Consider the following 22,620-nt stretch of genomic DNA (forward strand, 5'->3'; position numbering starts at 1 on the left):
AATGAGATCTTATAGTGAAGATAAAAACAATAGTCACTCTGCTAGTCACGTTTCTACTCGCAGCCTGCGACAGAACTCCCCCTGAAGTCGTAGAAAGTGTACGTCCGGTAAAAATATTTATCGTCGAAGACAGCGGGCAAAATGGGACGCGTTATTTCCCCGCGCGCTTACAAGCTGGCGATGAAACCCAACTCTCCTTTAAGCGCAGTGGGCAACTGCAACAGTTGTTGGTGCGTGAAGGCGAGCAGGTGAAAAAAGGCCAGACTATCGCCAAGCTCAACGACACTGATCTGAACTTACGTGTTCGCGATCGCCAATCAACCTTTAATCTGGCCCGCGATCAATTCAACCGATTCAATACGTTGCAAGGCCAACGTGCGGTCTCCCGTGCCGAATTAGATGTTCGCCGCGCTGAGATGGAGTCCGCCCGTGCGGGTCTGGAAATTGCGCAAAAAGAGCTCAGTGATGCGACCATCACCGCCCCCTTTGATGGCATCATCGCCAATGTGAGTGCGCGTAACCATCAAGTCATGGCCCCCGGTCAGGCGGTGGCGACATTAAGTGCGCTGGATACCTTAGATGTGGTGTTCAGTGTGCCAGAGCGCCTGTTTACCACACTGGACATCAGCAATCGCAACTACAAGCCAACGGTGCTACTCAACCACCTGCCGGGGCGCGAATTTATTGCTGAATATAAAGAACATACCACCTCGACCAGCTCTGCTTCGCAGACTTTCCAAGTCACTCTGACCATGAAGCGCCCGGCGGATATGCCCCTGCTTTCGGGTATCAGTGGTCGGGTAAGAATCAACTCCGGCAACCTGTCTGGCACTGACCACCCGACCATTGTGGTGCCGGTGGAAGCGGTGTTTAACCCTGACAATACCCAGTTAAATGATGCGCGGGTATGGGTTATCAAAAATGATGACGGCCAGATGCACGTTGAAGAGCGCAAAGTGCAGGTGGGCCAACTGACAGAGAACGGCATTCAAGTGACCTCCGGCTTAGTTGATGGCGAACAAATCGTCGCCGCAGGCACCGGTGAGCTTCGTCCAAATCAAGTGGTTCGGGCTTGGGTTCGTGAGCGAGGTCTCTGATGAAAGCGCTTGATAATTTTATCAGCAATAGCACCCGTATCTGGCTAACGATTCTGTTGCTGGGTATTGGCGGTGTTATTGCCTATCTCAATATCGGTAGGCTAGAAGACCCGGCTTTTACCATCAAAACGGCGGTAGTTGTCACCCGCTATGATGGTGCCTCAGCGCAACAGGTCGAGGAAGAGGTCACACTGCCGCTGGAGAATGCCATTCAGGAACTCTCCTATGTGGATGATGTGACGTCAATTTCCAGTGCGGGCTTATCGCAAATCACCATCAATATTCGCGCACAATACGGCGCGAATGAGTTACCGCAAATCTGGGATGAATTGCGGCGAAAAATTAATGATAACAGTGTGCGTTTACCCCCCGGAGCCAGTGCTCCGATGGTCAACGACGACTTCGGCGATGTCTACGGCTTTTTCTTCTCGCTCACGGGCGATGGTTACAGCAATCAGGATCTGCGCAACTTTGCTGAACAACTGCGCCGTGAACTGGTTCTGGTGCCGGGTGTCGGTAAAGTGGGCATCGTGGGGATTCTGCCGGAAGAGGTGCAGGTGGAGATCTCCCGCGCTCAGATGACCGCCGCGGGTATCACGCCACAGCAACTATCCGATCTACTGGCTCGCCAGAACGTGGTATCCGATGCAGGCCAGCTACAGGTCGGCAGTGAGTCGATTCGTTTGCATCCGACAGGTGAATTCCAAAGCGTACAAGAGCTGGGGAATCTATTAGTCAGCCAGCCGGGTAGCCCGAAAAGTGTCTATCTGCGCGATATCGCGACGGTGACGCAGGGCTTTGGTCATTCGCCGACCAATATCTATCGCGCTAATGGTAAGCCCGCGCTGGCCTTGGGGATCTCATTTGCCCCGAACGTCAACGTGGTGAATGTGGGTAACGCCATCAAGGCACGACTGGCGCAGCTTGAAGGTGAGCGCCCGTCAGGTATGCACATCAATGTCTTCTACGACCAGTCTCATGAAGTGGAAGGGGCGGTTAATGGCTTTATCCTTAACTTCCTGCTGGCGCTGCTGATTGTCATCGTCACCCTGCTGATCTTCATGGGGGTGCGCAGTGGGGTGGTGATTGCTATCTCGCTGGCGCTGAATGTGCTCGGCACCTTGCTCATTATGTGGCTGTTCAATATCGAGCTACAGCGGGTGTCACTAGGGGCGCTGATCATCGCGCTTAGTATGTTGGTGGATAATGCCATTGTGGTGGTGGAAGGTGTGGTGGTGGGCCGCCAGCGAGGTGAAAGCCTCTCGACAGCCATCGGCAATGTGGTGAAGCGCTCGATGATGCCGCTGTTAGGCGCGACCGTCATCGCGATTCTGGCCTTTGCGCCTATTGGCCTGTCGAATGATGCGACTGGCGAATATTGTAAATCGCTATTCCAAGTGCTGTTGATCTCGCTGATGCTGAGTTGGATTACTGCGCTGACACTGACGCCTGTCTTCTCCAAATGGGCATTTCAGGGCCAGAAGCCAGCGAAAGAGGAGGCCGACAAACCCGCCAAGCAACCTTATGATGGTTGGTTATTCCGCTACTACCGCGTCATCCTGAATAAATTACTGCAACATCGCAGCATCACCCTAGTCCTGCTGGCGGCGCTATTGGTGGCCTCGGTGGTCGGTTTTGGTAATGTTCGCCAAAGCTTCTTCCCGCCATCGAACACACCTATCTTCTTCGTGGATATCTGGCTGCCTTACGGCACCGATATCGGCTATACCGAAGATGTTGCGGCGAAAGTTGAGCAATACATCAAGCAGCAAAAAGGTGTTGAGGACACCATGGCGACCATTGGTCAGGGTGCGATGCGCTTTATGCTGACCTACAACGCCCAGCGCCACTACCCTAACTACGCGCAGGTGATGGTTCGTGCCGAGCAGTTGGACCAAATACCGGGCTTGGTGAGTGAAATCGAGTCCTACATGCATGACGAATACCCGCAGGTTGACGCGCAGATCAAGCGCATCATGTTCGGGCCGTCAAACAACAGCTCCATCGAAGCGCGCTTTATTGGACCGGACCCTGATGTGCTGCGCGGTCTGGCAGCCCAAGCGGAGAAAGCGATCATTGCTGATCCGATGGCGGATGGGGCACGGCATGACTGGCAAGATCGTAGCAAAATGATCCGGCCACAATTCTCCGATTATCTGGGCCGCGAGCTGGGTGTGGATAAACGTGAGGTCGATGGCACACTGCGCATGAGTTTTGGTGGCTTACCGGTCGGATTGTACCGTGATGGTACGCGCTTGATGCCGATTGTGCTGCGCACGCCAGATTCAGAGCGGCTCAATGCTGAACGGCTCAACGACGTGATGGTGTGGAGTCAGGCGCGACAAGCCTTTATCCCGATCGACAATGTGGTCACCAGCTTTGAAACCGAGTGGGAAGATCCGCTGATTATGCGTCTGGATCGTAAGCGCACACTGACGGTTCAGACTGACCCGACTCAACAGGGCGGCGAAACCTCTTCCGAATTGTTGCAGCGCATCAAACCGGGAGTTGACGCCATTCAACTGCCACGCGGCTATGAACTCGAATGGGGCGGTGACTACGAGAGTACCAAGGAAGCACAGCGGGGTATTTTTATCAGTTTACCGATAGCTTTCCTGATTATGTTTGTGGTGACGGTGCTGATGTTTAGCTCAGTGCGAAACGCGCTGGCTATCTGGCTGACGGTGCCGCTGGCATTAATTGGCGTGACTTTTGGCTTCTTGCTCACCGGTATTCCGTTTGGCTTTATGGCCCTGCTGGGGCTGCTCAGTCTGAGTGGGATGTTGATACGTAACGGCATTGTACTGGTGGAAGAGATTGGCTTACAGCGGCAGGAAAAACCGCTACGTGAGGCGATTATTGATGCTTCTACCGCCCGTCTGCGACCCATCATGCTGACCGCATTTACCACGGTACTGGGGCTGGCCCCGCTGCTGAGCGATGCCTTCTTCCAAAGTATGGCAGTGGTCATTATGTTCGGTCTGGGCTTCGCGACGGTGCTGACATTACTGGTGCTGCCAGTGATTTACAGCTCGATGAACCCAGAACCTAAAGCAAAAACGCATGATGAGCCGGTTAGCGAATAACGGCTAGCATCGCGTTAGCACCAGCAAAAGCTGTTCTTCGGGGCCGCTAATGAGAGGGTCACTCCCACCCTGTGAGCGGTAAGTTTACAGGGTGTTTTTTATGCGCGCCGGGCATGGTGATACATCTTGGCGGCATTTGTTAGGAGTGTTGATGGTTTGGCATTAAGTCACCGCAAGTTTAAAGGCTTCAGTCATATACTCTTGTTCCCGCAGAGGAAGCCCCAGCCCATTCGCAATGGTTCTCCATTGGCTAACGATCCCAATAAAGTTTTCAATGATTTCATCCGCCTCTGACAGGCTCAGACGAAAGTATTCAGCGACTTCTCGTGCCAGTTCGAGATCCAGTGCATTATCCGCCTCGGTGATATTAAGTTTCAGGCCGTCAGACCAAGGAGTAGGATTCATATCGTAGGCTTCAGAAAGCCGCCAACCCTTACCGGGGACCAAAATAAATCCGTGATTGCGTAAGTGATCATCGGTGTTGGACACGAGAATATTGAACACGATTCTGGACCAGAGTTCCCGCAGGTCAGCATTGGTTTGCGCACCGTGCCTTATTAGCACCTCGGCAAGTTCCAGATAGCTAACACCTGACGAGGCATCATCACCATCCTGATGTCTGGTCATTGTCATGGCGGAGGCAAAATGGAGACGCTTTCCAGATTCTGTCCGGTCAAACCGACGAACCATAAAACAGTGATAATGACTGGCAAATTTGTGCGCTTCGGCTGTCGCGACATTCAGTCCACAGCCAACAGCAAGCGCATTGACGACCAGCTCCCAACCGCCAACATCGTAATCGTCCTTGGTACTTGGAAATTTTGCTATGTAGAGATGACCATGCTCATTCGCAACACTGGCTTTTGGCCTTGCGCCACCGAGTGAACCCCCTGGAGCAATGAGCATACGTAACCACTCTTGGCCTTGCTGGGATGTATTGTCTGGGTCCTCTTCCAGTGCGTAGCTTGCTCTTTCTAAAGCATGAATTTCGGTAAAAGGCGGAGCCGCCACATCAGCTCGGTTATCGAGGAATTCACCATCATCTTCAAGTTTATAACGTAGAGCACCTACCCGATAAAGGTCATGCACACCCAATAGATAATCTAACTCATATAGTCTGGTGCCCTCAGCCTTAATACCTGAGCGAATATCCCGTTCAAGGCGGCGTTTCATCAGCAACCGACCCCAGCGGTCAGGGCTTGAGTCGCCGAACACCCCGAACTTATCCCGTGGATGAGTTGGATACTGAGCACCTTCGAACAACAGAATCTCCGGATCTAGCTGCAAACGATTGAGATCGGGATCGATTAACGCCAGTGGGTCATACTCAAACTCGAATAGCTCTCGTGTACGAGTTTGTCTGCTATGCAAGAAGCCAACTCGTTTTGGTCCGGGCATTCCATCCCAGTCTGCGTACACACCGATCATTGCCATTGTTAGCTACCTTTTGTTGGTTTCTTCAACGGTTTCAGCAGGGAAGCCAGATCCGCCGAGGAGGTTCCTGTCACTTTTCGGTGGGGGTTGTTTGAGGGGAGGGGGGCTTTTTCAGTTGTTGTTATCCGTTTGCCGGACACTTCATGTATGACGATGGCCCCTGCGCGTGAGTTTTCAGCCACAGGGGTTTTACGAGGCGATGTAACCTTAGAAGGAAAAATGTTTTCGTTCTTTATCAGGCGATAATCCTGAAGCTGGCGTCCCAGCTCATCTTCGGCGGCTAACTTATTGAGATCGTTTTCAAGCCCTAACACCTGCATGACAGACAGGTAAGCGCCTATCGTGACTCCCGCCCCCCCAGCTTCAAGTGAGCGCAACGTCATTGGCGTCATACCCGCTCGCTCTGCAACCTGTTTCGCCGTCAATTTACGCCGTAAACGAGCCAGCTTCAGCCTCTCACCAAAATCAGCAAGCAACTGGTTTGTGTTAGGAAGTAAAGGTGCTGTTTTCTTCGCCATAGTGTCAATATTTTATCTTTTAATATCTTGGAAAGCCATAATATTAGCATACTATCACAGATGGTAGGGGGGAGGATCATCATACGAAAATTAGTGCTAATATTATTTATATAAACACTCTAAAATGACAAAATATTAGCACTTTATCTCCATGTTCAAGAACTCAATGGGGATGGTTCTCAAGGTGTCACGTACGACGATAATCAGTGGCTGACATCTTTTTTAAGGACTGAAATCCTGCCCTGCAAACTTAAGCAAGTCACCCCTATTAGATAGATACCCATCATTTTCAATAAGCACATTCTTCATTCTGTGCACCACTTCTCTTCCTGCCCCTTCGCGGCACTCCTAACGTTCCAATCTGAAACGTCAAACTGACAACGGCGTTCCATAATGGAACGTTTTTACTAACGATTCTCAGCCTATTTTTTACGCTTATAGTAATGATAGCTTCATTAATTAGTCTAAAAATAATTCATTATTGCCTTAACTCTTACGCTACAGGAGCAAGATATGCTGAAAGTCATTCAATCTCCGTCTAAATATATCCAAGGTGCCAATGCGCTACAGTCCATTGGTGAGTTCGCTAAGTTACTGGCTAATAACTATTTTATTATCGCTGACGATTTTGTCATGAAGTTGACGGCGGATACGGTCAGCTCTAGTCTGCATGGCAGTGAGCTGGAAAATCACTTTAGCCGCTTTAACGGCGAGTGCTCTCGTCAGGAAATCGAACGCCTGACGGTTGAGCTGAAAAAACACCACTGTAATGGGGTGATTGGTATTGGCGGCGGTAAAACCCTCGATACGGCTAAAGCGATTGCTCACTATCAGCATATCCCCGTGATTGTGGTGCCAACCATTGCTTCTACTGATGCGCCAACCAGTGCGCTGTCAGTAATTTATACCGAGCAGGGTGAGTTTGCCGAGTACCTAATTTACCCGAAAAACCCGGATATCGTGCTGATGGATTCAGCCATTATCGCCAAAGCCCCCGTGCGTTTGTTGGTTTCAGGGATGGGGGATGCCCTATCCACTTACTTCGAAGCGCAAGCTTGTTTTGATGCCAAAGCCATTAGCATGGCGGGGGGCGCGTCCACCTTGGCAGCGGTCACCTTGGCCCGTTTATGCTATGAAACCCTGCTGGCAGAAGGCTACAAAGCCAAACTGGCAGTAGAAGCGGGTGTCGTCACTGAAGCGGTAGAACGCATCATTGAAGCCAATACTTATCTAAGTGGTATTGGTTTTGAAAGTAGCGGTCTGGCAGCGGCTCACGCCATTCACAACGGTTTCACGGTGTTGGAGGAGTGCCACCATCTGTACCACGGTGAAAAAGTGGCTTTCGGTACACTGACACAATTGGTGTTACAAAACAGCAGCATGGAAGAGATCGAAACCGTGCTCTCATTCTGCCAGCAACTGGGTCTGCCAATTACATTGGCTGAAATGGGGGTGACACAGGATATCGAGCGCAAAATTCGTGCAGTAGCACAGGCGAGTTGCGCTGAAGGTGAAACCATCCACAACATGCCGTTTGCCGTGACACCCGACAGTGTTTATGCCGCGATCATCGTGGCTGACAGTTTGGGCGAGGCGTTTCTTAACTAAAGGGTTCGACGAGCAGTTGATCGACAGACAAGCTAACTGACTGAGTTTGCCGATGGCCCTCATCATCGGCAGCTCAGTTCTCCAGCATTCCCGTTCGCGGAGCATAAGATGAAAAAATTAATTAACAGCGTAGAGAGTGTGTTACAGGAGCAAATTCAAGGGCTGGTTGAGGCCCATCCTGAGCTGAAATTACATCAGGAACCGCTTTTTATTACCCGTGCCGATGCACCCGTTATGGGCAAAGTGGCCTTGATGTCCGGCGGTGGCAGTGGTCACGAGCCGATGCATTGCGGTTTTATTGGCGAAGGTATGCTGGATGGTGCCTGCCCCGGCGAGATTTTTACCTCGCCAACCCCAGATCAAATGTATGAATGCGGCCAAGCCATTGATGGCGGGCAGGGCGTGTTAATGCTGATTAAGAATTATACTGGCGACATTCTTAACTTTGAAACTGCCGCAGAATTGCTGCATGCCGATGGCACGGCGGTCGCGACCTTAGTGATTGACGATGATGTCGCGGTTAAAGATAGCCTCTATACCGCCGGGCGGCGTGGGGTGGCGAATACCGTCATTATCGAGAAGTTACTCGGTGCAGCGGCCGTTCGTGGGGATTCACTGGATGAATGCGCGGCACTCGGCCAGAAAATAAATAATCAGGGCCACTCTATCGGTATCGCACTTGGCGCTTGTACCGTGCCTGCGGCGGGTAAACCCTCATTTACGCTGGCTGAAAACGAGATGGAATTTGGTGTTGGGATTCATGGCGAACCCGGCATCGAACGGCGGCCATTTACCTCGTTGAATGACACCGTTGATGCCATGTTCCAGACCCTGATTGAGCACGGCAGCTACCAACGCACGTTACGCCATTGGGATCGAGAAGCTGGTGACTGGCGCGAAACCCGTCAAAGTAAGCAGCCACTCGCAAAAGGTGATCGGGTGATGGTGCTGGTGAATAATCTGGGAGCCACCCCTCTGTCAGAGCTTTATGGTGTTTGGCATCGACTGGCCGCCTGCTGCGCCGATTTTGGTTTGATCATTGAACGCAAGCTAATTGGCTCGTATTGCACGTCACTGGATATGCAGGGGATGTCGATTACAGTGCTGAAAGTGGATGATGAGTTGTTGTCGTTATGGGATGCGCCAGCAAATACTCCTGCCCTTCACTTATAAAACAACAATGTGCCTGGAGAAGACCATGGGACTCACCAAACAACAAATTGTCAGTTGGTTACAGCTTTGTGCTGAGGTTTTTAGTGAACAGCGCGATTTTTTGACGCAGTTGGATACCGAAATCGGCGACGGCGACCACGGCCTGAATATGAATCGCGGCTTTAATAAGGTGGTCGAAAAGTTACCCTCTTTTGCCGATAAAGACATTGGTTTCATTCTGAAAAATACCGGTATGACCCTGCTCTCCAGTGTCGGGGGGGCCAGTGGCCCGCTGTTTGGCACCTTCTTTATCCGCGCCGCGCAGAGCACCAATGCTAAGCAAAGCTTGGATCTGGCGGCAGTGTGCCAGATGTTCAAAGACGGAGTTGAAGGGGTGGTGATGCGCGGTAAAGCAGAGCCGGGTGATAAAACCATGTGTGATGTTTGGTGGGCGGTCGTGGCGCAACTTGAGCAGGCGAATCAGCAGGGGGTGCCACTGGTGGAGGCCTTGCAGCAGACGGTTGATCGCGCCCAACAAGCGCTGGCAGGGACGATCACCATGCAGGCCCGTAAGGGACGCGCCAGCTATCTTGGCGAACGCAGCATTGGCCATCAGGATCCCGGGGCGACATCCGCCATGCTAATGATGCAGGCGCTATGGCAGGTTGCCAGCCATTAATGTGGCTCAACCGACACCTTAATCAGGAGGAAAGATGGTCAATCTCGTTGTAGTTTCTCATAGCGCGCTGCTGGCTCAGGGTGTGGCCGAACTGGCACAGCAAATGACACAAGGGGGCTGCCAGTTAGCGGTTGCCGCCGGTGTAGACGACCTGGATCATCCGATCGGCACGGATGCCATTAAAGTGATGGAAGCTATTGAATCGGTGTATACCCCATCGGGTGTACTGGTATTGATGGATTTAGGCAGCGCTTTGCTCAGCGCGGAAACCGCCCTTGAGCTGTTGGATCCCGACATCGCTCAGCACGTGCAACTCTGCGCCGCGCCGCTGGTAGAAGGGACACTAGCGGCGGTGGTGGCGGCATCATCCGGCGCTTCATTGGTGGATGTTCGCGCTGAAGCCATGGGGGCGCTGGCTGCCAAAGCCGCTCAGCTAGGGGAAGATGTCGCGGAGTCGGTCAGTCGCGCGGTGACTCAATCAGCCCCTGATGCCCAGAGTGTCAGTTGGGTGGTGCGCAATCCCAACGGTTTGCATGTACGGCCGGCGGCTAAATTGGTCGAAGTCTTGGCCCCCTTCGCCGCCGATCTGTTGCTGGAAAAAAATGGGCAGTGCGTCAACCCACGTAGCCTGAATCAACTGGCGATTTTACAAGTGCGCAAGGGCGACACCATCCGTTTGCTCGCCAGTGGTCTGCAGGCCGGTGAAGCACTGGATGCCTTTATGCAACTGGCTCAACAGCACTTTGGTGAGTCGGTGACGACAACCGGTGACAGTGGATTCACTGGCGTAATGGTTCCTCGCGGAGCGATTCGCGCCCCCCTGTTGCAGTGGCAGCCCGCGATCCCGGTTTTTCTGCCGCGCACCATCAATGCCGAACAGATTGCCCGCGAACAGCAGCGGTTACATCTGGCACTGGCGCAAACAACAGCCGATTTACAGCAATTGAAGCAGCAAGCCGAACAGCAGATAAGCGCCGAGGCGGCGGCCATTTTCAGTGCTCACGAGATGTTGATTGATGATGAAGAGTTACATCAGGCGATGGAGGCACGAATCGCGGGGCAGCTCGTCTGTGCTGAATCTGCGGTGCAGGATGAACTGATGGCGATGGTGGCGGATTATCTCGCGCTGGATGATGAATATTTACGTGTCCGCGAACTGGATATCCGCGATATTCTGAATCGCACATTAGGCCATCTAACGGGGCTGCCCCCGGTTCCGCTTTCAGTTGACGGTGAAATCATATTATTAGCTGAAGAGCTGCTGCCGTCACAGATGGTTGGGTTGAATCACCAACAGGTTAAAGGCATCTGTTTAAGCCAAGGGCATATTATGTCTCATAGCGCTATTTTGGCGAAAGAGCTGGATATTCCCATGTTAGTCGGTGCTATGGGCTGCCTTGAGGCGAGCCGTAATGGGCAAACTGCTTTGTTAGATACGGCACTTGGGGTATTGAAACTCCAGTAACTCATTACCGCCAAAATTGTCACTTTAATAGGCAGCCCAGCATCAATCAAGGGCTGCTATTTGAGGAATCAGGCAGGCCAGTGGGGCCAAAATTTGTTTATCCCATTGATGATGTGTTTTTATTCGTGTTGCCCCTGCCCGCCGAATCTTATCTCTTTCCACTTCAGATAATGGGTAAACCTGACGTATCACTGCTGCCAGATTTTCTGCATCCCCGGCTCGATACCGGAACCCATCAATACCTTGCTCGACTTGCTCACTTAACCCCCCTGAGTCAGCGACGACTAATAACGCCCCCTGTCCTCTGGCTAACCAGCGCGCTTCCATGGGGATTAAGCCATTGGGTTCATTCTCAGCAGAAAGCACGCAAACCTGAGTATTGCGCCATTGAATAAGGCACGCCATGAGTTCTCGATCAAATGAATTTATTATTGAGGACTGTATCGGGAGCTGGCGGGCTAATGCCGATAATTCGGGCAAAATAGGATCACTGACGATAACTGGATGAATATCATTATCCAGATAACAGCTCGCTTTGAGTAATAAATCATGACGTTTGTAGCGCACCCCTCTACCGAGAGTGATTGCCAATGGGCGCTCCAGTGGTATTTCATATTGTGAAAGTGTGTCACTGATCTCCTGATCACTGCGAATCCGAAACCAAGGATCGTTGAAATTAATCCCTGCCGGTACAGGGACGAAAGAGGTTGGATCTGCGCCATACTCTTTTACTAAATGGGCCGCCATAAATTGGCTGATACTCCCCAATTTAATATTTGAATCAATCTTGGCCCAATGGATGGGTAATGATTCTGCCATCAGACGTTCAGGATTAGGCAATGGCATTTCATGATTAAATGCGGTGCCATGAGAGATATAGATAATCTTTAAATTAACCCCCTCCATCGCCGCATGGAGACGCGCAATTAAAGGGGTAAATGAGAAGGGCAGTTCATGACAAAAAGCCAAGGTGATATCATAATCTGCACTGATATCCATGATTTTTGCTGCCCCTGCGGCTGAAGAGACTTGCCAGTTTTGTATATTACCCAGAAAATTATCACCATAGGGCCATGAACACCCCGCACCTCTCCCTTGAGTCATATTGGGCACCGTTGAAAAAGTGCCCCCCATATGGTGAATTTGACTTATATAGTGGGTGCGGCACTCGTTATCATAGAAAGCATGGTACCTGCTGCATGCAATCTCAATAAAATGAGCCTCCAGAATAATATTGTTATCTGCTAACAGATTAATCACCTCAGGCAGTGCTTGGATCTGCCCTCGGATATAAGAACCCACGCCACCTACAAACAGTTGAATACCTTCCGTGGCTAAATGAATAACACCGACTTTCAGTTTTTTTTCTTCGTTATTCGGCGATCTGTTTTTCGACATAAAAACCTCATGTTTTTATAATGTCATAGGATGAATAATTTGATTTATCCCGCGCCACTAAACGGGTTTTTTCTTGGATACCCGGTAGTTATTGATAAACAATAAATCTAAACCGCAATTTAGGAATAAGTTAATGGCGTCACTGGGGGTTTCAACGATCGGCATTCCTTTGGTGTTCAACGAAGTATTTAGTAGAATGGGTATTCTAGTCTCCTCATAAAAAGAGGTTATCAATTTATGGAACTTTTTATTGATTTCCTTTTTAACGGTTTGTACTCGAGCACTCCCATCGACATGGACAATTGAGGGCAAATCAGATTGGTATTGCGCTTTGACATAGGCAATAAATAGCATGTAGTCACTGTCATGATTCAATTCGAAATAGTCATGCACTTTTTCGTGTAGCACCGCTGGCGCAAAAGGCCGAAAATCCTCTCGATACTTCACATTCGCATTAATATGATCTCTCATGTCAGAGTTGCGGGGATCGGCCAAAATACTTCTATTGCCTAAAGCACGAGGCCCAAATTCAGACGCGCCCTGAAACCAAGCTATCACATGGCCAGCCGCAATGGATTTTGCTGCCATAGTTTCAATGTCATCATAATAGCTGTACTCGAGGCTCTCGGTATGTTTCTCAAGTTCTTGCTCGACACTCATATCGCTGTAAGTTTTACCAAAATAGGTTGAACCCGAATGTTTTACTCGCTCTTTTTTCAGTACCTCTAACCAACCATAATAACAACAACCAATAGAAAGCCCATTGTCACCTGCCGCCGGTTGAATATAGAGATCGTCAAACTCGCACCCTTTAATCAGCTTTTCATTTGCCGTGGCATTTAAAGCCACGCCACCGGCATAAGCGAAGTACTTCATCGGATGAAGATGGTAATAATAATCAAACAGATAGAATAGTGCCTCCTCAAGTTTAGATTGCGCCCAATAAGCCAGATCTGAATAGTATTGGAAATTATCTTTAAAATGCGTCGGACGGGTATTGAGCAGGGGATCTATATTCGCCCACCAATCGTTACGGAGTGTAATTTTGCCAGCGTCGAAAAAGAAAGGCTCCCAATGAATCATATTGGGCCTACCGTAAGGGGCCAGTCCCATCAATTTACCGGCACAATCCAACTCGCCAAAAATATACAATGCAATTCCTTCGTAGAACTCGCCAATGGAATTCTCAATTTCCCATGTCGAAACAGGGTAGTCTCTGCGATTCTTTCGATTAACCCAGCGGGAAAAGTCTTTGAATACAGGCGTCATCTTGCCATCTTGATAAACGTAGTAGCTACAAGTCTCCCAATAGCGGTAGCGATTATTAACATGAATGTTGTTTACGCCGTAAATATGTTCAACAGCATCATTACAACTATCTAAACTGCCGCCATGTCCATCAATCACGACCACGCCCATATCATCAAAAGGTGATGTACCTACTGCGCTATAAGCATGGGCTAAGTGATGAGAAATTGTCACAATGGGAACCATTGATGGCAAAATCCTATTTTTACGCTCTTCTAATTGTTCGCTAAATAATGGGCTGTAAGAGTTTTGCTCTACTATCAGTGAGAGGTCATGATATTCAATACCTGCTGCATCTAAACAGTATTGGATAGTTTTATTATCATTAAAACCATCATGCTTTACTCTGGATAATCTCTCTTTCTCGATGGCAAATATAATTTCACCGTCTTTCATTAAGCAGGTAGAGCCATCATGAGATAAAGCCGTGCCGAGAATGTAAATAGGTTTGCACATAATTAATATCCTTATTTATTATCATATTAATCTAAAATATAAGCGAGCCGGCGTGATAGAGCGAGTGTCGTTAACGAGGGGTTCGCCGCGCCAGGACGGGGGAATGTACAGGGGCCGACGGCATATAACTTATTGATGTTTTTGAATTCACTCCTTTCGTTAAGTATTTCGCCAAGAGGAAGAGTGCTACTTTCATGGTTTTCTGTTCCAAGTGGGCTTATCCATGTTGCAGGAACATGATAATCAACCGCTCTTAATGGAGAGTGAAACTCATCATAGACATCGCCCATCGTTCTGGCATGGACACTAAAACCACCATCAAAGGCTAAAGGCGAAAAAGGTATTTTTATTTGTTGGCATATCTCATGCCAGAAAATATTTAATTCATCCTGTTCTTTATGAATTAATATATTATCCTCATTACTTAAATGAGATGATATCGATAATGGAATTGCTTCTTTATCATCTCTCTCTACCTTAATATACCCATCAATTGATGGAATCTGCTCGCCCATAGTCCATGCTTCTAATTCAACACCAAAGTCGGATTGACTGAGCGTAAAGAACAGGTTGAATCGTTCGCCTGATAGGCTGTGACTAAAAAAGATAGTGTCGGGATGAGTTTCAATTAATTCCCTGAACATCATAGGTGCTGCGTGATGCTCAAGCGTCACATTAAATCCTTGCACGATATGATCAACCAGACCGGTTATTTTCTTCTCAATCAAATGCCCGGAATCATAAAGTGCCTGTGCAGCTAAACGTGAGTTCTCAATGGTGCCCAAGGCGAGAACACACTTATCGGCTAATATGTGGTGTACCTCATTTGACTCAATATTTCGCAATTTCACCCCAATACAGTGGCCATTGCTAATCATAATCGCGATAGCTTCATAGCCAGAAATGATGGGCAGAATAGTTTCTGATTGGCCTGCTTCGCGCCAATAGGATAAGGGTGAGTAGGCTTCCCAGCGGTCTGATGAATCGATATTACGCGTGGCCTGCGGTGTGACTTTAAATTTAAAATCAGCAAGCTGGAATGAGTGGTCAGCGTCATAACTCTTCTCTGCCCATGCCAATATTTCAGACTCTACTTGGGTGTAAAGTGGTGGGCCACCTAACCACGTTTCAGTGAGGTCACTGACAATTTGTGGAGGCCAGAATTTGAGGGCATCGGCTTCTATTGGCAGAATAACGCCATGCCAATAGAGTGATCTGCCACCCACTCTTCGACGCAAGCAGCTCCCTTTCGAAAAGTGGGGTTCACTTAATGACCGCCAGGATCGGAAGGCGTATTTATCTGACTCTTCATTTTTCCAAAATTTATCAGCATGCTGATATTCGTCACCGGCATTGATATGGCAGCCATCGGCCATTGGCCCCACATCAATAACAACCACGTTTTTAACCGCTCGATGGTGTAAATGCTTGGCTAGCTCTAAACCTGACATTCCCGCCCCGAGGATCAAAATGTTTATTTCAGAGGGAATATGATTGCTATTCTTGAGAGTATTATCATCTACAATATTCATGCTATTTCCTTTATCGTCAGAGGCTTACCGAGAAAATTATTATTGATACTTAAGTGATACCGCGTTACAACAATTGATGTATAAACCTTTCCCACGGGCCTTGAGGGAATTTTTCTTGAACAAGCCGCTTATTACGGACTAATCGCATTTTCATTTTTTCTTCTCCGGCGGTATGCGGGTGCATCCACTCAAATAGCTGTTGTGCCGCATCTCGAGGGTGATTGGGAATCACTTTTATATGTTGATATTCAGCACCATAAAACTCGGTGAAAGCAGAATAGTGCGTCACTGCGCAGGGGAGTTCGGCAATAGCTGCAAGGGCTGGGCCTAAACCAACGCTTTCGACATTTTCGACATTCGGTGTAAATAAAACCGCCCCAGACAGAGCATGGCAAATCTTGAGCAGATCAATTTCATCTAAATACCATCTATGTTCGTTATCTTTATATGTCTGCAACGGAACCTCATTTAAGAAAATAATTTCATTATCAAGATTAAGATATTCTACCTGCGCTTTTAACTCAGAGGCATACTCAGGATCTTCATCCATATTGCCAAATATGAGTAATTTCGGTGTGGCTAATGTTTTCTCTTGATAAATATTAAATAGCTCACTAAATACACTGATTGATATTTCAATCCCTTTAACTCTGAACACCCGGACAGGAACAATAACAACAGCAGAATCTGTCGGGATATGATGTTGGTTTAAAAATTCACTATGCCTCTCTTTGAGAGCCGATAGCTCAATGGTTGGCAATATGTTTGGGATGACATCGGGCTTCATTGTTGTTGGGTAGCTTCTGCTCTCATTTGCCAGTGCTTCAGAGGCGACTATCCATTTAGTATAAGTATTATCTTGGGGTATTGGCGTCAACGGATTTGGTTCTTTAGGGTATAACCTCGCTTCATTTTCATAAATGGCATAACTGCCAAAGAGGTCATGATCCCAAAAAATAATGCCGCCATTATCTTTTTTATCCCAATACTTTTTCGCGGCGTTATGAAGCGCAAGGCTAACAGGGGCCGCATCAGAAAGTGTCAGATTTAAAGAGAATACCCAGTCAATAGCATTATTCTCAAACCAATGAATAAAGTACTCTTCATAGGCTTCAGAAATTGAAGCCATCTCCGCCCTGACATCATTAATCTCTGTGCTTGTTAATGATTCATATTTTGAAATCTGACTTCTTATACTGGAAAATCTATCACTACAAATAGCATTATATGTTGAATGTTGATGGATAGAGCTGACTTTCATCCAGATTGGATAATGTGATTTCTCACTCCCGTTTGGGAAGAAGTGTTTTTTGTCTGGCCGCCAAGAAAATCCTAAGTCTGCCGGTATTTCATTAATGATAATATTATTTTTTATGGCTATTTCTACGACATTTCTAAATATGGTTAGCAGGCCACTGGTTGGAAGTCCATCTCCTGATATGACAGCCCATTTCATTTTTCTCATTATCGAATTCCTGAGGTTAATTGTCTAATTTAATCAATTTTTTGGATAGGTAATTAATTAATATTAAAATGAACAAACAACTTATGATTACTGCAATAAGTGCAACTCTTAAAGATGTCATATCTGCCAGCATCCCGAGTAAAGGTGGAGTGAGCAGTAGGCCAACTCTTGACATCCAAGTGGCGAAAGTGATCCCGTTAGTGGCATTGATATTAGGTAGTTGACCAATAAATGAAATTATTAATGGGAATACAACTGATATCCCCAGTCCAATTAATGAGAATCCTAATACTGTAATAATAGATGAATGGATGCCGACTACGATGATCACACCGAATGCAGCGATGATCACGCCACACTTTAATGTGATTATCTTACCAAATCTGTTAGTGAAGGCGTCGCCAAAAACACGACCAATCACCATGCATATTTGACAGGCTAAATAAGGTAAACCAGACGTCGTAGATGAAACTTCATAGTTGTCCTTCATATAGATTGCTCCCCATATACTGGCTGTTTCCTCTATGCCGCAGGTGAATACGAGTATAATTAAGGCAATGAAATACAGTTCTTTTTCAGGGAAACTCATTTTTTGTTTAATATTTCCACGTATAAATATTTCACTTTGCGTTTTTCCGCTTTGGAAAAAAATAATATAAGCCATTAACATGGCTAAGTTTATACAGAATATAGCAATGCTAAATTGACCCATTGAAAGACCTGCGCCAATAGCAGATACCGCAATAACTCCCCCCCAAATGGTGCCAATACTGCCCGCGCCATGGAATCGATTAATTAAGCTTTGACCATAGGATTTTTGTACATTAATAGCTTGTACATTGATGCAAGTATCGCCCCAAGAGTCAAAAATACCAAATAGAAAAAGTGTTAGTGTTATTCCATACCATGATGATGAAAAAGGAACTATTGATATGCAAGTAATTAAAAGTATAAAGGTTATATTTGTTGCCCAATATAACCCAATGAAATGGATAACTCTTTTCGAGAGTAATCCAAAAGTAATAGAGCCTGCTGGGATCGCCGATACCATGATACCCACCATAGAGTTATTAAGCTCAAAGCGCTCCTTTATTTCAGGAAGCCAAGGCACTAAGCTGGCATAGACCACCCCATGAATGAAGAATAAAAGTGATAATATAATACTTTGTTTTTTTTGCAGACTTACAATATTCATTAAGTTAATGTCGTATAATATTATAGTGACGATATCAGGTTAAAATCAAAACCGAGTATGTTTCGGTATCCAATTTTTATCGATGGCTCTTTTAATGTTATTGGTGTGACTTGGTGCCAAATGGTTGAGTTCTTATCAATATGGAATAACCCTTCACCCGCCGATAAGGTATGCGACTGAATAAAGGCTTTTCTTTCAGCACAGTAGAGTTGGCTGGTGCCGCCCTCAATATTGTATTTATCAATTACCAGAGCCGATACGATATAGTCGCTGCCATCCTGATGTAAACCTTCGGGGGAGTTACAAGCTGATGGTATTGAGCCATCAATAAGCAAAGACATTTGATGGCAGGTGACTTCAATTTTTGTAGGTTTTTTCTGGGATTCACATTCACACAATATCTCCAAGAAGTTTCTAATGAGCACTTTTAATATGGGCGAATGTCGGGTTGCCAACGCCATGGGGGGAAATTTACGGATGAGTTTTCTTAAATCGAATGGATGGTCAGCCCGCTGAGTAAAACTGGCTAGTTCAGGCAACTCAATATTATTCACTATCCATCGATTATTAATGTATTCAGCGACAAATCGACTCATACTTCTTTTCCTAAAGGGCTTATAGGCGTAAAACGTTTTTTTATCTTCATCCGGTAACCTTGATATCAAGTGTTGAATTATTGTGGAGTGAATTGTTGTGGGGGCTAATTCATCATCAAGGTAGTGCTGCGCCTCCTGTAAGATGATCTTCTTCTCTTCAGGATACAGGTCAATTAATAGTTTTAATTGAGATATTTTTATATCATTTAGATCCCAGGTTAATAGTTCAAATGGCATTTCATTTTTAATTGACTCTATATTTATTCCAAATTCATTTGTATTAAACTTAATTATTTTATATTTCAATGTCATGAATCACATATCCTGTTTTAATGGGTGTTATTTGTGTTTTATACTCGCTGATATAAAGTTCCAAAATGAATTTAACCTATTTATATATTTTTATTATACGTGCCCGTTTCTGTTTGGATGTTTTTTATATCTCAAAGATTTCTTTTCAGCAAGCATTTATAATTACATGTGCTTTAAGATATTAAGCTAATCATGCTGTTAAATAATATTTCACTCGATGATGGATGGCTTTATTGACTGCTGATGAAAATATATAGAGTAAAAATGAGTAACATGAAAAAGTAAGATCATATTTTGGTTTTATCAACTATTTCTCAGGCTGAGAAGGATTGATATTAAGTGGATGGGGATTCAGCGCTCTTAAATTGCTGAATATTCATCTGGTGGAGTTTAATTTTGCGCCATAATGTTGTGCGGCCTATCCCTAATAAGGTCGCCATCTCATTGAGTTGGCCTTGGCATACCAGTGCGGCACGAATGATGGCCTGCCTTTCTAATTCTTGTAGTGATAATACGGGTTGAGGTTGCGGCATATCTGGCTCTAATACCAGTTTCTCTCCCAGTAAATGCTCAGGCAAGTCATTGAGAATAATGCGGTTATTGTGACAGGCCATCGCTGCCCGCTCGACCACACTTTTCAACTCCTGATCATTGCCCGGCCAAGGATATTGGCCTAGCTGGCGGATAACACTCTCATCAGGTTGATATTGGCAGTGGAAATGTTGCCCAAGGCTGGCCAGCGTATGCTGGACCAGTAGGGGGATATCCTGTTGGCGCTGGCGCAGGGGAGGAATATGTAACTCGAAAGCTTGCAGGGTATAAAACAACTGACGGCGAAAGCGCCCTTGCTTCACCAGCAGTGGTAGATCTGCGCCAGTGGCGGTAATAATTCTCACATCTACCGGGATGACCCGATTGGAGTTTATCCGCATCACCATGCCAGTTTTGACAATTTGCAGCAGTGCTGACTGCATTTCGGGCGACAGATACTCGACTTGCTCCAGATAGAGAGTGCCACCATTCGCCAGCTCAAACTTGCTGGGCTGGCCGGACTCCCCCTCGCTGGCATCACTGCCCAGGAACTCTCGCGCCATCAAATTTTGGGGTAATGCCTGACAATTCAGCACGATATAAGGGCCATCGGCTTGATTGCTGGCATTATGAATGGCCTGCCCCAATTGCTGTTTGCCTACCCCCTCTTCTCCGTGCAGCAAAATGGGGTGATGGCCTTTGGCAGCTTGCTTGCCATAGCGCACTAAGCGGCGCATTTCGAGCGACGCAATAGGCATATCGTCAAACGTATAACTGGCTCGCCCTAATTGGCTGGAAACCATACGCCGCAGCAATTCTTGTGGGTGCAGCAAGGCGATATAACCGCAGCGATCACCATCAGGGATGGGTTTGAGGGTCAACAGCGCGGGAATAAATTGCTGCTGATTTTCAAAGGTCACTTCCACATGGCTGAGGGGGGTGCGATGCAAAATAGCGTGGGTCAGCAAGGCGGGCAGGGTCAGCAGGTCCGTGACGGGCTTGCCGAGACTACTGGTTTCATCTAGCTGCAAAATGGCGGCTGCACGATGGTTGAGATAGAGCAGATAGCCGCGTTGGTCCCATGCCATGACCCCATCTTCAACCCCATCCAGCAGGGCATTAAGCTCATTCAGATGGCGGTTAGTTTCCGCCAGTAGGGTGTCGGCGTGCAGATAATTGCCAATCTCGCGGGCGATCGCCAAGGTGAGCGGCAAATCACTGGCGGCGTTATCGGCCAGCAAACTCCCCAACACAATCACCGCGCGCTGGCGGCCACTGTTGTCATACACCGGAGTGGCACAAAAACGCCACGGATGCAGCGCTTGCTTAAAATGTTGTTGACCGCTGACCTGTACCGGATGCCCTTCGGCTATTGCCAGCGCAGGGGCATTGGTGCCGATTAATCCTTCAGCCCAATAACTGCCGCAATCAATGCCCAGCGCCCGCAACTGGCTAATGGTCTGCGGATGGCCGCATTGCCACAAGGTACAGCCGCTTTCATCGAGAATTAAGAGCACGCAGTGGCGTGATTCCATGTACTCATAGGCATCTTCCAGTGCAGCCTGACCTAGCACTAATAAGTCATTTTTGCGCTGACAAATGGACTGAAAGGTGGCCCCCGCCGCGCGGTGTGGCTCGCGCCATTGCTGCGCTTGCATCAGTTTTTTGCAGCGCTGCCAAGAGCTAATCAGTGCAGGTGTATCAACCGGTTCACTGTGGCTCATTCAGTGCCTTAGAACCCGGATGACGCCAATGGATCTGGCCCGGTAGGATTAGATGATTTTGCGCCAGTGGCGTTTCGGCGATTAAGGCGGTGATCATCTCAAAGCTATGGCGCGCCAGCCCTGGGCAGTCCTGCGCGATGGTGTCTATTTTCAGGGGTAAGCAGTCGAACAGATAGTGATCGTCAAAACTGCAAAGATGGATGTCGCTCTCCATGAGCTGATGCTGATTAAGATAGCGCAACACCCCTTCCAGCAGACCACAAGCCGCAGTAAATACCGCTTTGGGTGGTCGCCCCAATTGCGCGCAGAGTTGGGCAATCATTTCATAGCCGGAGCTAGGTAGATAATGGCCGCTGAGTATCCATTCTGGTCGACACTCAACCCCTGCCTGTTGCAGCCCTTGCTGAAAACCGGCTAAACGATCGCGGGTAGGGGAGATGCGCGGCTGGCCGCCGAGAAAGTAAAATTCATCGGGATGTTGGCGAGCCACCTTCTCAACCAGTGCGGAGGTGGAGGCTACAGAGTCGGTGATCACCAGCGGTAAGTCTGACTCACCAATCAACCGATCCATCTGCACGACAGGTAGGCGGGCATTGATCTTTTGGTATTCGCTATCACTTAGCTGGCTAGAGGCGACAATCAAACCATCCACTTGGCGCTGTACCAAGCTGTTTACCGCCATCATCTCCTGACCGGGGTTTTCATCGGTACAGGCGATCAGCAGTTGTAAACCCGCTTCGCGACAGAGCATCTCCAGCTCACGGGAGATCAGCGCAAAACCGTGGTTGGTCATCTCTGGCACAACTAACCCGATGGTATGGCTGCGAGTTGACCGCAGCGAACGGGCATGGAAGCTCGGCTGGTAGTTGTGCTCGCTGGCGAGGGCAATAATACGATCTCGCGTTTCATCCGAAACACGATACTCCTTGCTGCGCCCATTAAGCACCAGACTGGTGGTCGATTTCGACACACCCGCCAGTTTGGCGATATCGTTGATGGTGATGCGTTTTTTGCTTTTTAACAGGTTATCGTTTTTCACGGATCATCGTTTTTCGCTGGGTGAA

The 22,620-nt window shown here is 47.8% G+C and carries 16 protein-coding genes; 6 read left to right on the forward strand and 10 right to left on the reverse strand.

The features are described from left to right. Positions 1-14: 14 nt before the first annotated feature. Together HRD69_RS08435 and HRD69_RS08440 are read left to right on the forward strand one after the other, a co-directional pair. Complete coding sequence (locus HRD69_RS08435; RefSeq protein ID WP_032815036.1) at positions 15-1,097, forward strand: efflux RND transporter periplasmic adaptor subunit; 1,083 nt, start codon at positions 15-17, stop codon at positions 1,095-1,097. Continuing rightward, entirely contained in the window at positions 1,097-4,183 is a 3,087-nt protein-coding gene (locus tag HRD69_RS08440) for an efflux RND transporter permease subunit (protein WP_004876106.1), read from the forward strand. The genes HRD69_RS08435 and HRD69_RS08440 overlap by 1 nt, the downstream gene beginning before the upstream one ends. Before the next feature lie 162 nt (positions 4,184-4,345). Here the strand turns inward: HRD69_RS08440 and HRD69_RS08445 are convergent, their stop codons facing one another. Both HRD69_RS08445 and HRD69_RS08450 read right to left on the reverse strand, forming a co-directional pair. Continuing rightward, positions 4,346-5,617 (reverse strand): type II toxin-antitoxin system HipA family toxin, encoded by a 1,272-nt coding sequence (locus HRD69_RS08445; protein WP_032815035.1) that lies wholly within the window; start codon positions 5,615-5,617, stop codon positions 4,346-4,348. A 2-nt stretch (positions 5,618-5,619) separates the two neighbouring features. Continuing rightward, positions 5,620-6,135: a helix-turn-helix domain-containing protein gene (locus HRD69_RS08450; RefSeq protein ID WP_004876104.1), complete on the reverse strand. Its 516-nt coding sequence runs from the start codon at positions 6,133-6,135 to the stop codon at positions 5,620-5,622. Between the two features lie 513 nt (positions 6,136-6,648). On the opposite strand from HRD69_RS08450, the gene HRD69_RS08455 reads away from it, so the two are divergent. From HRD69_RS08455 to dhaM, 4 genes are all read left to right on the forward strand, one after another. Beyond that, a complete protein-coding gene (locus tag HRD69_RS08455; protein WP_004876103.1) occupies positions 6,649-7,743 on the forward strand; it encodes a glycerol dehydrogenase in 1,095 nt (364 codons plus the stop codon). Positions 7,744-7,851: 108 nt separating this feature from the next. Then, a complete protein-coding gene (gene dhaK, locus HRD69_RS08460) occupies positions 7,852-8,916 on the forward strand; it encodes a dihydroxyacetone kinase subunit DhaK (RefSeq protein ID WP_004876102.1) in 1,065 nt (354 codons plus the stop codon). 25 nt (positions 8,917-8,941) lie between these two features. Further along, positions 8,942-9,574 (forward strand): dihydroxyacetone kinase subunit DhaL, encoded by a 633-nt coding sequence (gene dhaL / locus HRD69_RS08465; protein WP_004876101.1) that lies wholly within the window; start codon positions 8,942-8,944, stop codon positions 9,572-9,574. 34 nt (positions 9,575-9,608) lie between these two features. Then, a complete protein-coding gene (gene dhaM, locus HRD69_RS08470; RefSeq protein WP_004876100.1) occupies positions 9,609-11,039 on the forward strand; it encodes a dihydroxyacetone kinase phosphoryl donor subunit DhaM in 1,431 nt (476 codons plus the stop codon). 42 nt (positions 11,040-11,081) lie between these two features. Here the strand turns inward: dhaM and HRD69_RS08475 are convergent, their stop codons facing one another. The 8 genes from HRD69_RS08475 to HRD69_RS08510 form a co-directional block, all read right to left on the reverse strand. After that, complete coding sequence (locus tag HRD69_RS08475) at positions 11,082-12,437, reverse strand: glycosyltransferase family 4 protein (protein ID WP_004876099.1); 1,356 nt, start codon at positions 12,435-12,437, stop codon at positions 11,082-11,084. A gap of 57 nt (positions 12,438-12,494) precedes the next feature. Continuing rightward, positions 12,495-14,201 carry a carbamoyltransferase family protein gene (locus HRD69_RS08480; protein ID WP_004876098.1) on the reverse strand — a complete coding sequence of 569 codons (1,707 nt, stop codon included), beginning with the start codon at positions 14,199-14,201 and terminating at the stop codon, positions 12,495-12,497. Positions 14,202-14,227: 26 nt separating this feature from the next. After that, positions 14,228-15,733, reverse strand: a complete 1,506-nt coding sequence (locus HRD69_RS08485; RefSeq protein WP_004876097.1) for a hypothetical protein — start codon at positions 15,731-15,733, stop codon at positions 14,228-14,230. Positions 15,734-15,797: 64 nt separating this feature from the next. Continuing rightward, positions 15,798-17,198, reverse strand: coding sequence for a glycosyltransferase family protein (locus tag HRD69_RS08490; RefSeq protein WP_032815034.1), 1,401 nt, complete (start codon positions 17,196-17,198; stop codon positions 15,798-15,800). A 16-nt stretch (positions 17,199-17,214) separates the two neighbouring features. Beyond that, on the reverse strand, positions 17,215-18,393 hold the full coding sequence (locus HRD69_RS08495; protein ID WP_004876095.1) for an MFS transporter: 1,179 nt from the start codon (positions 18,391-18,393) through the stop codon (positions 17,215-17,217). Between the two features lie 20 nt (positions 18,394-18,413). Next, positions 18,414-19,301 (reverse strand): 2OG-Fe dioxygenase family protein, encoded by an 888-nt coding sequence (locus tag HRD69_RS08500; RefSeq protein WP_004876094.1) that lies wholly within the window; start codon positions 19,299-19,301, stop codon positions 18,414-18,416. Between the two features lie 335 nt (positions 19,302-19,636). Beyond that, a complete protein-coding gene (gene dhaR / locus HRD69_RS08505) occupies positions 19,637-21,556 on the reverse strand; it encodes a dihydroxyacetone kinase operon transcriptional regulator DhaR (RefSeq protein WP_032815033.1) in 1,920 nt (639 codons plus the stop codon). Continuing rightward, complete coding sequence (locus HRD69_RS08510; protein WP_004876092.1) at positions 21,543-22,595, reverse strand: LacI family DNA-binding transcriptional regulator; 1,053 nt, start codon at positions 22,593-22,595, stop codon at positions 21,543-21,545. The genes dhaR and HRD69_RS08510 overlap by 14 nt, the downstream gene beginning before the upstream one ends. Positions 22,596-22,620: the final 25 nt, after the last annotated feature.

This window comes from Yersinia mollaretii ATCC 43969 (assembly GCF_013282725.1).
Taxonomy (GTDB): Bacteria; Pseudomonadota; Gammaproteobacteria; order Enterobacterales; family Enterobacteriaceae; genus Yersinia; species Yersinia mollaretii.

Coding starts and splice junctions, on each gene's coding strand:
- HRD69_RS08440 (WP_004876106.1), top strand. CDS start 1,097: ATGAAAGCGCTTGATAATTTTATCAGCAATAGCACCCGTATCTGGCTA.
- HRD69_RS08445 (WP_032815035.1), bottom strand. CDS start 5,617: ATGGCAATGATCGGTGTGTACGCAGACTGGGATGGAATGCCCGGACCA.
- HRD69_RS08450 (WP_004876104.1), bottom strand. CDS start 6,135: ATGGCGAAGAAAACAGCACCTTTACTTCCTAACACAAACCAGTTGCTT.
- HRD69_RS08455 (WP_004876103.1), top strand. CDS start 6,649: ATGCTGAAAGTCATTCAATCTCCGTCTAAATATATCCAAGGTGCCAAT.
- dhaK (WP_004876102.1), top strand. CDS start 7,852: ATGAAAAAATTAATTAACAGCGTAGAGAGTGTGTTACAGGAGCAAATT.
- dhaL (WP_004876101.1), top strand. CDS start 8,942: ATGGGACTCACCAAACAACAAATTGTCAGTTGGTTACAGCTTTGTGCT.
- dhaM (WP_004876100.1), top strand. CDS start 9,609: ATGGTCAATCTCGTTGTAGTTTCTCATAGCGCGCTGCTGGCTCAGGGT.
- HRD69_RS08475 (WP_004876099.1), bottom strand. CDS start 12,437: ATGTCGAAAAACAGATCGCCGAATAACGAAGAAAAAAAACTGAAAGTC.
- HRD69_RS08480 (WP_004876098.1), bottom strand. CDS start 14,201: ATGTGCAAACCTATTTACATTCTCGGCACGGCTTTATCTCATGATGGC.
- HRD69_RS08485 (WP_004876097.1), bottom strand. CDS start 15,733: ATGAATATTGTAGATGATAATACTCTCAAGAATAGCAATCATATTCCC.
- HRD69_RS08490 (WP_032815034.1), bottom strand. CDS start 17,198: ATGAGAAAAATGAAATGGGCTGTCATATCAGGAGATGGACTTCCAACC.
- HRD69_RS08495 (WP_004876095.1), bottom strand. CDS start 18,393: ATGAATATTGTAAGTCTGCAAAAAAAACAAAGTATTATATTATCACTT.
- HRD69_RS08500 (WP_004876094.1), bottom strand. CDS start 19,301: ATGACATTGAAATATAAAATAATTAAGTTTAATACAAATGAATTTGGA.
- dhaR (WP_032815033.1), bottom strand. CDS start 21,556: ATGAGCCACAGTGAACCGGTTGATACACCTGCACTGATTAGCTCTTGG.